Below are 11,080 nucleotides of genomic sequence, written 5' to 3'. Positions count from 1 at the left end.
GGTTATTCTCCTTGAGCTTGATCTGCTGGATTTGCGGATTCAATCGGCAGAGCGAGAGGCATTTGCTTGGCTTCATCCTCGCGCTGCAGAATTTCACGCAACCGGCTTGCGCTGATGTTGTGCTTGTTGATCAGACTGATGATTTCCTTATGGCGTGCGGCCTGCGTATCTTTCTTGGCCTTCTCTATCTTGGCGTCCAGTTCGGCCAGCTGTGACTTCATGGCGTCGCGTTTGGCTTTGATTTTGTCGATGTTCATGATTGCTCGCTGTTGATTCAAATGGATTAACCTGCGGGTTTGATCCTGGGGAACTTCGCAAGGTCGGCGCCAGGTGCGGGGCCAAACTTGGTTTTGTCTTCTGGATCGGGCCAAACTTGATATTGAATAAAATATCGGTGCGCCAAGCGCAGCAAATAAACTTCTTCGGCCTCTCCGTCGCGTTTTATCGAATTCCCCGCCAGGTCGCGGGCGCGATATTCGCGGAAAGTCGGGATGCGCAGGAACTCATTCAAGTTCGTGAGAAGCAGGGTAAATGCTGAAGCTGAATCATTGAGGGCCATTTGCATATCACGCTGCCCAGCCTCCAGCGCCACCAAGCGCGATTCGTCCATGGGCGGTGCTGGTGTGGCGACGGGTAGGCCGATGGGCGCTTGTCCGCCCAGGGCCACGGCGCGCAGGTAATCGGTTTTCGATAGGCGCAGGGTCTTGCAAATGCGCTCGATTTCGGTCATTTCGTCGCCGTCCAGGCGGAACGTGATAACGTGTTTTTTGCTCATGCGGGCATCCCTTCGTGTAATACGGCGCAAACCCGCGCCGCTACTACACTTCTGCAGTTCGCGGACATTTTTTGTAATGCGGGCGTGGCGCAAACGTAGGACGCGCAAACCCGCTCCGGCATTGGGCACAGCACCTAAAGCGCCTGCACCCTTGGTGGGTAGGGTGCATACCTTGATACTGAGTTTCTTGCTTCTCCACGGACTGCCTGGGAAGTCCAAAAGAAAAGCCCAGCGCAAAGGCTGGGCGAGGGGTGAAAAGGATAATCAGATCACGTCGTCGGATTCGACGCCGGGCAAATCTGAATCGCTGACGGCGGTATTCTCTGTCTCTGTCGGCTTTTGAATCTCTGCGGGTTTTGCTGGTGCCGCGATCTTGATTTCCTTGCGGGTCGTGGCCTGGAAGTGCTCGGCGACTTTATGGCGCTCCATCCATTCGACTTCAATCGGCGCCGCTGGAATGTCGCCCGCGAAATTCAGAATGCCGTAGAGATCGGGGAAGTTCATAATCTCGCCGGTCATCACGATTCGATCTGTCGTGATTTGCTGGCTCCAGTTCTCGGATTTGCTGCCGCCAATTTGCATGCTCTGCGACGATTCACCGCCGCTTTGAATAACGCGGCTGATTTGCTGGTCGCCCAGGAGGCGAGACATAATATCCGCCGTGTCTGGATCGGGAACCCGGAAAACAATCTGAGAAGACAAGCAAGACATTAGCGTCGATGCGTCATTGACGCCATAGGCGCTCTTGAGCTGGGAAATCGTCTGCACGCCAATAATCGCACGGCCTCCGTTTTTACGGGCCTTCGTCAGAAAATCGAGAATCGAAGAAATCCGGCCAACGCTGGCGAATTCGTCAATGATCAGCCAGAATTTGCGGTTGTTGTCCGCCTCCAGCGAGAGAATCGACTTGCTGACAATATCGGTCATCGCCGCGATGATTGGGGCGACGGTGCTGATTTGTTTGTCGGGGTAGTTGAAAAATAGCCAGTTCTTGGCGCCGTTGTCTTCAACAATTGATTTGAGGGAGAATCCATTGTTCGCGCCTGCTGCGGGGTCGAGGTATTGGAAGGGTGAAATGTAGGTGCCGACGATGCCGCGAATGCTGCCGAACATCTTTTCATTGCCTTCGGCCACCAGCGGCTGCGCCGGGGTGCCCTCAAATACCATCCGCAATTCCTCGATATTGGCAATGATTGCCAGTCGAAAAATATCGAAGTTCGTCAGATCGTTTTGCCAGCAGTGTTTGAGAACCGCGCTCGTGATGACCTGGGCATATTGATTCCATTCCTTGGAGCCGCCATCGCCATCGGGAACGATGGATTTTGCAATCAGGTCGGCATCCCAAGGGCCTTCCATTTCTGCCAGCGGTGACCAACTGACGGCGCGTGAATCCAGCGGATTCAGGATAATGTCGCCGCGTTCTTCGTCGTAATAATTTTTGAGGAAGTTTCCGCCCGCGTCGGCAATAAAAACCCGGTCGCCACGCGCCGCAATACCATCCAGCATTTCGGAGATTGCCACAGACTTACCGACACCAGTTGAACCCGCCAGCATGAAATGGCGGGCTTCCAATCGCTCAGGGATTTTCTGGCCGCCCACGGTGAGGGAACCGGATTCTTTTTTGAGAATCTTTTGCAGCTGCTGGCCGTTCACGAGTTTCGCCCCGCGAATGTATTCGCCCCCTGCGCTACCCGAAGTCTCGCCAAAGCTGATGCCGATTTTTCCGAGGCCGCCACGAAACTTATTAAAAATATTGATGGGCGCATAGAAAAATAGCCCAAGGCCGACAGCTGCGGCAAGCAGCAGTTTGCCGATGCTATATGCCTCTTTGCCCTCAAAGGCAATGACAACCGAAGCCACGGCCAGCGCGGCGGCGAAGTGGCGTAGGTACATCAATACGCGATTTTCTCGCCCGCGCAGCACCCAAAATGCGGCAGCAGCCAGGATTGCAGTAATGGAATACAACAGGATATTGGTCATTTGAAAATCTCACTTCTTGAAAATGAAAAGAATCGGAGGGAGTCCGCCTATCAATGCCCCCAGCGCTGCGGCCAACTTGAATTGAAATAGTCCTTCTTGATATTGCGGATTGGTGAACAGCTCACGGAAAAAATTGGTGTAGTAGCCGAAGCTGGCAACCTGCCAGCTTGTATGCCTGAACATGAAAATGACCACGGCGGCCACAGCGCCCGCCAGGGCCAGGACTGCGGCCCACTTGAGAAGCCACCAGGCTTCGCCGACTTCTTGACGCACCATGCGCGCCCTCCTTTCTGTAGGTGCCGCCCTGAACTGCCAGGGCTGCTATCTACTTCTGCAGTTCGCGGACATAAATTGGGCGCCGGGCACAAAAAGATGGAGAAAGGGGAAGGCCCGCAGGGGCGGGCCGGGGGCAGCACGCGCGGGCGCGGCCTGGTGCCAGGTGGCCACGGCCACGGCCAGGGGCTTGGATGGTGCTGGGAAGGGGCATCGAAGGGGCTTCAATGGCCCTTCTGCTTTTCCCCTGGGTGGAAAGCGCTTGCGATTCCGATTGCCGTTTCCGATGGGCTTTCGGCTTCGGATGTTGGTTTGCTACTTCCGAAACCGATTTCTGATTCCGAATCCGAATCGGATTCGGAAATGGATATGGCGGGTGTTGGTCGGGGTGTTTGTATCGCTGCGCCGCCGCCTTGGCGTGGCTTTCCCTCTGAAAATGCCTTGGCTTGGCTGTATTTCATATCGTATTGATACGATACGTTATATGAATCAATCTGAATCGGATGTTGGTTTCGGAGGTCTATTTCGGAATCGGAATCGGAAACACATATCCGAAAGCGACTGCGGAAAGCGGGTTCGGAAGCTGGTTGATCAGGGCGCGGGCAGGCCGGGCGGGGGCACCGGCACCAGGCCACGCGGCGGGCCATGGCCGTGCGGCTGGTCGGCAGAAACGGCAGGGCGCGGCCGGGCGGGCTGGCATGGGCAATGGGGGCGCGCTGGTGGCCGGGCGCCCTGTGCCGTGGGGCACGTCGCGCGGCGGGGCGGGGACATGGGACGCTGCCCCATTCTGCAAACCCCCAGGAAGGCGCCAAATCGGGCGCTGGAGGGCCTTTGTGTGGTGCGCGCGTGGGTGGTGGCTTCGGCGTCAGAAAAGCCCGTACAGGCGCCGTAACGCCCTGCTGCTGGTCTTCTTGCGCAACTGCTCCCGTAGGCCCGCCCCTGCGGGCCTGTTCACATCCAGTCGCGCGGCGTGACCCACGGCATAGGGCACCCGGCCACTAGCGCGCCCGCAGCGGGCTTAGGGCGTCCCGCTGGATCGAACCCTGAGCTATGCCGCAGGGCTCCGGCCCGTGGTGGCGGCCGCCGTGGATCTTGGCCTGCAGGGCTGCGATTGCCGCTTTGCCGGCCGCTAGGCCCTCTGGGGTCGTCAGCCCTCGAGGCTCGGGTTTGTAGACCTCCACGGGCGCCGGTGCAGGCGCGGCACTGGCTGGCCGCGTGAGTTCACCAGCGGCGGCGCGCTCGGCCAGGCTTAGGGCGTAGCCTTCCGGGGCCTCGACCTTCCTCTCAGCCGCCAGGGCGGGCAGTTGCTCCAGCAGCAGGGCCAGCCACGCGACTTGTTCAGCCGCGGCACCCTCGACCAGCCTGGCAACTCTACGGCCAGTCGCCGGGGACAGCTTGGCTTTGCAGGCCGCCTGGTACACAAAATTTTCATCGTGACCACCACCTGCAGCCGGCAGGCTGCCGGTCTGCTGCTCCCCCTGCGCGTGTGCGTGTGCGTGTGCGCGCGGGGGTGGTGGTGTTTGAATAAGTTCTTCGTCGCCTAAGTCCTTCGTATCCTTTGTTCTTCGTAGCTTCGCGTTTGCCGTCTTCGGGTTCGCCGTCTTCGTGTTTCCCGAACTCGGCAAATCCGCAGAAATTGCCGGTTTGTTTGCGTTTTTTTGCGGGAAATTGGCGGCCTCGGGGGTGTCAGTGACGTGCCACACGACGCGCTCAAAGCGCCCGCCGTCGCGTCGCCGCTCGATCCAAAGGTAGCCAGCTGTCTCCAGCTCGGCGAGGCCGGCGCGCGTGCTGTCTCGCCCGTCTGTCTTTTGGTCTGCAAGGTGCGACAGACGGACGCGCCAGTCCTGTGGCAGGCCCAGGAGCCAGCACAGAATGGGCCTTAATCATCTCCTGGAGAGTGGGCGGCAGCCCGGCCAAGGCGCGGGCATTGAGGCCGGCGCCCTGCAGCGCCTGGGGCAGCTTTTTCAGGGGGCGGCTCATGCTGCACCCCCTTGCGCTGCTGCGGCAACCTTGCGCGGGCGCCCCGGGCCGCGACGGCTGGGAGTGACCTCCTGTGCCCGCGCCGCCGCCGTGGCGGCCTGCGCCAGCGCCTGCGCCTGCGCCGCCGCCGTGGCGGCTGCGCTCGACTCTGCTTGCCTGGAAAACCAGGCGTCCACCTGGGTGTCAATCCAGAAAATTCCCCTGCCAATTTTCACTGGCTGGGGGAAACCTATTTCTGGCTGGTCGAGCCAGCGCAAAAGCGCGCTGCGCGAGACCTTGCCGCGCTGCAGCACCTCGGGAAGTTTCAAAAAATTCATTTCCTTGTCCCTGTTGGGGCAAGGCCGCAAGCTATGATTTTGCTAGCGGGTGTGGAGGCGCTGCGGCCTCGATGGCACCGTCACCCCGCCAGCACGGCGCGGGGGATGGGCAGGAGGCGTGGGGAGAGGTTGAGGCCGGCGCAAGCGGCCGGCAGGCGCGGCGGGATCGCCGGGCGGGCCAGGGTATCCAGCCGACGCGCAGCAAGGGCGCCAGCTGCTTCAAGGCGCGCGGCCAGCAGGATCAGGGATGCAAGACCAAGGCCCAGCACCTGGCCAGCCTCCAAGGGCGCAGTGAAGCCGCGCAGACCAAGGGCGCGGCGCAGTTCAGTCAGCCAACCAAGGAGCTGCGGGCGCGATGGCAACACCTGTCCCACCTCGGCCAAGGCAAAAGACCACAAGCAGCCCGACTCGCCGCTAGGGTCATCCCCTGCGTCCAGCCTTGCCAAAAATGCTTGTGTGTCCATGTTTCATAGTGTCTTCTAAAAACTTCTTTGTGTCAAGAAGTTTTTTTGAATTTGTTCAATGAAAACAAAGACATACGATAGTTTTTGCCCGGACTTTTGTTCATCGCGTACGCATCTTGGGTTGGCGTTCTGACGGTACTTTTGGCGGTATTTAATTTGCCAATAATTGGCAAAATATAAGCAATTCAATAACTTGTGTTGATGAATTCGACCCAGGTTGAGAGCCATTCAAGGCCATTCCAACATCTGTTGGGATGGCCTTTTTGCTGGGCGCTGACCTTGCGCTAGGGCAAAAAAACCCGCCGACCAGCGGCGGGCCCAGTCACGCACCCGTGGTTGGCGGGGCGCTTACATGTGGTCGATCATCACCTGCCCGAAGCCCGAGCAGCTCACCTGCGTGGCCCCGTCCATGAGGCGCGCAAAGTCATAAGTTACCTTCTTGCTCTGGATGGCCTTCTCCATGGAACTGATGATCAGGTCGGCCGCCTCGGTCCAGCCCATGTGGCGCAGCATCATCTCGGCCGAGAGGATCTCGGAGCCCGGGTTGACATAGTCCTTTCCCGCGTACTTGGGGGCCGTGCCATGGGTGGCCTCGAACATCGCCACGCTGTCGGACAGGTTGGCACCCGGGGCGATGCCGATGCCGCCCACCTGCGCCGCCAATGCGTCGGAGATGTAGTCGCCATTCAGGTTCAGCGTGGCGATCACGCTGTACTCGGCCGGGCGCAGCAGGATCTGCTGCAGGAAGGCGTCGGCGATGCTGTCTTTGATGGTGATGTCCTTGCCGGTGCGGGGATTCTTGATGCGCATCCACGGGCCGCCGTCGATCAGCTGCGCGCCAAATTCCTGGGCTGCCAGTTCATAGCCCCAGTCACGAAAGCCCCCTTCGGTGAACTTCATGATGTTGCCCTTGTGCACCAGGGTCACGCTGGGCCGGTCATTGTCGATGGCGTACTGGATGGCCTTGCGCACCAGGCGCTGCGTGCCCTCGCGCGACACCGGCTTGACCCCGATGCCCGACGTTTCAGGAAAGCGGATCTTCTTGACGCCGAACTCCTCCTGCAAGAACTTGATGAGCTTCTTGGCCTTGTCCGACTCGGCCTCAAACTCGATGCCGGCATAGATGTCCTCGGAGTTCTCGCGAAAGATGACCATGTTGGTCTTCTCGGGCTCACGCACCGGCGAAGGCACGCCCTTGAAGTAGCGCACCGGGCGCAGGCAGACGTACAGGTCCAGCTCCTGGCGCAGCGCCACGTTCAGCGAACGGATGCCGCCGCCCACGGGCGTGGTGAGCGGCCCCTTGATGGAAACCACGTAGTCGCGCACGGCGTGCAGCGTCTCTTCGGGCAGCCACACGTCGGGGCCATAGACCTTGGTGGCCTTCTCGCCGGCATACACCTCCATCCAGTGGATCTTGCGCTGCCCGCCATAAGACTTTGCCACAGCCGCATCCACCACCTTGAGCATCACGGGCGTGATGTCCATGCCCGTGCCATCGCCCTCGATGAACGGGATGATGGGCTGGTGGGGCACGTTCAGCGACATGTCGGCGTTGACGGTGATCTTCTGGCCCTGGGGCGGAATCTGGATGTGCTGGTAGCTGGTCATGAAGCGGGTCTCCTGTAGGTGCGTGCGCAAGGCGGCGGGCTGCTCGCGCAGGAACGGGCCCAAAGATTCTAGGGCAAGGCTGCAGGGTGGCCCGCCCTGCAGCGCATGTCGGCCCGGCATGATGACCCGCGGAGGGGCGCTGTCAACGCGCGCTCCGGGAAGCCGTTGAGACAGGGCGTGCAACAGGCTCCGCGGCCGACGCACGCATCCGTGCCATGCGGCCTGGCCGCCTGGCGTATACCGGTTACCGACCCTTCCAAGGAATTGGCACATATGAAAAAACTCCTCGCTATCCTGGCCGGCGGTCTGCTCGCAACGGGGGCCTTCGCGCAAGCGACCCCTGCCACGCCCGCAGTTCCCGCCACCCCGGCCGTTGTGGCCGCCCCCGACACGGCCGCCCCTGCGGCCGCCGCACCGGCTCCGGCCGCCGCCACCAAACCCGCCAAGCTGCGCAATCACCACGCCAAGGCGCCCGCCAAGCACAAGAGCGCCAAGGTCGCCAAGAAGACCGCCAAGCGAAGCAAGACGGCCGCCTGATTGCCGCGGCCACTGCTGAACAGCCCGCTTCGGCGGGCTTTTTGTTGCCTGCTACGCTCGGGGTTCCGCATTGCCCCTGCCAACCCATGTCTTCCATGCCCATGTTTTCGCTCACCGCATCTGCCATGCCCATCGCGCGATTGCTGCGCAGCTTTCTGTCTCCCCTGCTGGCATACGGCGTGGCCTTAGGCCTGTGCGCAGCCGCGGCGGCGCAGGGTGTTCCGCAAATGAACCTGCCGCGCGTGGAGCTGCAGGCAGGCATGCACCGCATCGACGCCCAGGTCGCCACCGCGCCGCAGGAGCGCCAAGTCGGCCTGATGCACCGCCGCGACATGCCCATGCACGAGGGCATGCTGTTCGTCTTCGAGCAGCCGGCCACGCAATGCTTCTGGATGCGCAATACGCTGCTGCCGCTCACCGCGGCCTTCGTGGCCGACGACGGCACCATCGTGAACCTGGTGGACATGCAGCCGCTGTCCGAAGAATCGCACTGCTCCAAGCGGCCGGTGCGCTTCGTGCTGGAGATGAACCAGGGCTGGTTCGCCAAGCGCGGGCTGAAGGCGGGCAGCAGGCTCAGCGGAAAACCGTTTGCGCAGCGGTAGCGCGCTATTTATTCAGGAGCTGGCAGCGCTTTCCCCGCAAGGATTTCATGAAATATTTACCTTGAAACCATTGCGTATCAAGCGCGAATAGCTTCATTTTTCATAGCACCATAGTCCGCGATGGCGAGACCCCCCGGAGGCCGGACAAAAAGAAACCGGCCTCCCCTTGCGGGAAGGCCGGTCACGGCCGGGTGCCAACGGCCGGGATGACACCCAGCCGGTGCTCCGTCAGGCGAGCGCTGCGATGGCCGCGTTGAACGTGGCGCTGGGGCGCATCACGGCGTCCAGCTTGGACAGATCGGGCAGGTAGTAGCCACCGATGTCGGCGGGCTTGCCCTGCACCACACGCAGTTCCTCGACGATCTTGGCCTCGTTATCGGCCAGGGTCTTGGCCAACGGAGCGAACTTGGCGGCCAGCGCGGCGTCCTCGGACTGCGCGGCCAGGGCCTGGGCCCAGTACAGCGACAGATAGAACTGGCTGCCGCGGTTGTCGATCTCGCCCACCTTGCGCGAGGGCGACTTGTTCTCGTCCAGCAGCTTGCCGGTAGCCTGGTCCAGCGTCTTGGCCAGCAGCTTGGCGCGGGCGTTGTTTTCCTTCAGGCCCAGGTCTTCCAGCGACACGGCCAGCGCCAGGAATTCCCCCAGCGAGTCCCAGCGCAGGTAGTTCTCTTCGACCAGCTGCTGCACGTGCTTGGGAGCGGAGCCGCCCGCGCCCGTCTCGTACATGCCGCCGCCGGCCATCAGGGGCACGATGGACAGCATCTTGGCGGAAGTGCCCAGTTCCATGATCGGGAACAGGTCGGTCAGGTAGTCGCGCAGGATGTTGCCGGTCACCGAGATGGTGTCCAGGCCACGCGCCACGCGCTCCAGCGTGAAGCGCATTGCACGCACCTGGCTCATGATCTGGATGTTCAGGCCGGTAGTGTCGTGGTCCTTCAGGTACTTCTCGACCTTCTTGATCAGCTCGTTCTCGTGCGGGCGATAGGGGTCCAGCCAGAACACGGCGGGCATGCCGGAGTTGCGTGCGCGGGTCACGGCCAGCTTCACCCAGTCGCGGATCGGAGCGTCCTTGACCTGGCACATACGCCAGATGTCGCCGGTTTCCACGTTCTGCGACAGCAGCACTTCACCCGTGGCGATGTCCACGATGTTGGCCACGCCGTCTTCGGCGATCTCGAAGGTCTTGTCATGCGAGCCGTATTCCTCGGCCTTCTGCGCCATCAGGCCCACGTTGGGCACGGTGCCCATGGTGCGCGGGTCGAAGTTGCCGTGCCACTTGCAGAAGTTGATCATCTCCTGGTAGATACGGGCGAAGGTCGACTCGGGCATCACGGCCTTGCAGTCGTAAGGCTTGCCGTCGGCGCCCCACATCTTGCCGCCCTGGCGGATCATGGCGGGCATGGAGGCGTCCACGATGATGTCGTTGGGCGAGTGGAAGTTGGTGATGCCCTTGGCGGAGTCCACCATGGCCAGCGCCGGACGGTGCTCCTGGCAGGCGTGCAGGTCGCGGATGATCTCTTCGCGCTTGGAAGCTGGCAGCGTCTCGATCTTCTCGTACAACGTGGCCATGCCGTTGTTGACGTTGATGCCCAGCTCGTCAAACAGCGCGCCGTGCTTCTCGAAGGCTTCCTTGTAGTAGATCTTCACGCAGTGACCGAACACGATCGGGTGCGAGACCTTCATCATCGTGGCCTTCACGTGCAGCGAGAACAGGATGCCGGCTTCCTTGCAGTCGGCCAGTTCCTTCTCGTAGAAGGCGCACAGGGCCTTCTTGCTCATGAACATGGAGTCGATGATCTCGCCGTCCTTGAGCGCGACCTTTTCCTTCAGCACGACGGTCTTGCCGGACTTCGTCTCCAGCACCATCTTTACGTCGCGGGCCTTGTCCAGGGTCAGGGACTTTTCGCCATGATAGAAGTCGCCCTCGTGCATGTGGGACACATGCGTCTGCGACCACTGCTTCCACTCGCCCATGGAGTGCGGGTGCTTCTTGGCGTAGTTCTTCACCGCGGCAGGCGCGCGGCGGTCGGAGTTGCCCTCGCGCAGCACCGGGTTCACGGACGAGCCCAGGCATTTGCCATAGCGGGCCTTGATGGCCTTTTCCTCGTCGGTGGTGGGGTTCTCGGGGTAGTCGGGAAGGTTGTAGCCCTTGCCTTGCAGTTCCTTGATGGCGGCGATCAACTGCGCCACGGACGCGCTGATGTTGGGCAGCTTGATGATGTTGACGTCGGGCTCGAGCGTCTTCTTGCCCAGTTCAGCCAGCGTATTGGGTACGCGCTGCTCGGGCGTCAGGAAGTCGGGGAACTCACCCAGGACGCGCGCCGCCACGGAGATGTCGCTCTCGGCCACTTCGATACCGGCCACCGACGCGAAGCTGCGCACGATGGGCAGGAAGGAGGCCGTGGCCAGGCGGGGAGCCTCGTCGGTCAGGGTATAGATGATGGTGGGTTTCTGGGTGCTCATCTCGTCTCTCAGGTAAACAAAACAGAGGTCTTGCGCCGCCGGTCCGCGGCCTCGCGCGCAGTCATCCGATGTGACAGTCCG

The 11,080-nt window shown here is 61.3% G+C and carries 12 protein-coding genes; 2 read left to right on the top strand and 10 right to left on the bottom strand.

The features are described from left to right. Positions 1 to 2 precede the first annotated feature (2 nt). From DTPSY_RS07865 to icd, 9 genes are all read right to left on the bottom strand, one after another. Positions 3 to 257: a hypothetical protein gene (locus tag DTPSY_RS07865; protein WP_015913135.1), complete on the bottom strand. Its 255-nt coding sequence runs from the start codon at positions 255 to 257 to the stop codon at positions 3 to 5. Positions 258 to 283: 26 nt separating this feature from the next. Next, on the bottom strand, positions 284 to 775 hold the full coding sequence (locus tag DTPSY_RS07860; RefSeq protein ID WP_015913134.1) for a hypothetical protein: 492 nt from the start codon (positions 773 to 775) through the stop codon (positions 284 to 286). 264 nt (positions 776 to 1,039) lie between these two features. Next, positions 1,040 to 2,755, bottom strand: a complete 1,716-nt coding sequence (locus DTPSY_RS07855) for a type IV secretion system DNA-binding domain-containing protein (RefSeq protein WP_015913133.1) — start codon at positions 2,753 to 2,755, stop codon at positions 1,040 to 1,042. Positions 2,756 to 2,764: 9 nt separating this feature from the next. Then, positions 2,765 to 3,031, bottom strand: a complete 267-nt coding sequence (locus tag DTPSY_RS07850; protein WP_015913132.1) for a hypothetical protein — start codon at positions 3,029 to 3,031, stop codon at positions 2,765 to 2,767. 221 nt (positions 3,032 to 3,252) lie between these two features. Then, positions 3,253 to 3,489, bottom strand: a complete 237-nt coding sequence (locus DTPSY_RS18540) for a hypothetical protein (protein WP_187148603.1) — start codon at positions 3,487 to 3,489, stop codon at positions 3,253 to 3,255. A gap of 537 nt (positions 3,490 to 4,026) precedes the next feature. Further along, on the bottom strand, positions 4,027 to 4,731 hold the full coding sequence (locus tag DTPSY_RS18385; protein ID WP_148215370.1) for a hypothetical protein: 705 nt from the start codon (positions 4,729 to 4,731) through the stop codon (positions 4,027 to 4,029). A gap of 273 nt (positions 4,732 to 5,004) precedes the next feature. Then, positions 5,005 to 5,325: a helix-turn-helix transcriptional regulator gene (locus DTPSY_RS07840; RefSeq protein WP_015913131.1), complete on the bottom strand. Its 321-nt coding sequence runs from the start codon at positions 5,323 to 5,325 to the stop codon at positions 5,005 to 5,007. An 80-nt stretch (positions 5,326 to 5,405) separates the two neighbouring features. Further along, a complete protein-coding gene (locus DTPSY_RS17780) occupies positions 5,406 to 5,708 on the bottom strand; it encodes a hypothetical protein (RefSeq protein ID WP_187148602.1) in 303 nt (100 codons plus the stop codon). A 429-nt stretch (positions 5,709 to 6,137) separates the two neighbouring features. Then, positions 6,138 to 7,397 (bottom strand): NADP-dependent isocitrate dehydrogenase, encoded by a 1,260-nt coding sequence (gene icd / locus DTPSY_RS07830; protein WP_015913129.1) that lies wholly within the window; start codon positions 7,395 to 7,397, stop codon positions 6,138 to 6,140. 273 nt (positions 7,398 to 7,670) lie between these two features. Here icd and DTPSY_RS07825 point away from each other — a divergent pair, with 273 nt between their 5' ends. Together DTPSY_RS07825 and DTPSY_RS07820 are read left to right on the top strand one after the other, a co-directional pair. Beyond that, the gene (locus tag DTPSY_RS07825; protein WP_015913128.1) at positions 7,671 to 7,934 is read left to right on the top strand and encodes a hypothetical protein; all 264 of its coding nucleotides are present in this window, start codon (positions 7,671 to 7,673) and stop codon (positions 7,932 to 7,934) included. A gap of 86 nt (positions 7,935 to 8,020) precedes the next feature. After that, positions 8,021 to 8,536 carry a DUF192 domain-containing protein gene (locus DTPSY_RS07820; protein ID WP_148215369.1) on the top strand — a complete coding sequence of 172 codons (516 nt, stop codon included), beginning with the start codon at positions 8,021 to 8,023 and terminating at the stop codon, positions 8,534 to 8,536. A 228-nt stretch (positions 8,537 to 8,764) separates the two neighbouring features. On the opposite strand, the gene DTPSY_RS07815 is transcribed toward DTPSY_RS07820, so the two are convergent. After that, positions 8,765 to 10,999: an NADP-dependent isocitrate dehydrogenase gene (locus DTPSY_RS07815; protein ID WP_015913126.1), complete on the bottom strand. Its 2,235-nt coding sequence runs from the start codon at positions 10,997 to 10,999 to the stop codon at positions 8,765 to 8,767. Between the last annotated feature and the right edge of the window lie 81 nt (positions 11,000 to 11,080).

It is taken from the genome of [Acidovorax] ebreus TPSY (genome assembly GCF_000022305.1).
Taxonomy (GTDB): domain Bacteria; phylum Pseudomonadota; class Gammaproteobacteria; order Burkholderiales; family Burkholderiaceae_C; genus Diaphorobacter; species Diaphorobacter nitroreducens.
Note: the sequence above shows the minus strand (reverse complement) of the source record. Positions and strands in the feature narration are given on the sequence as shown.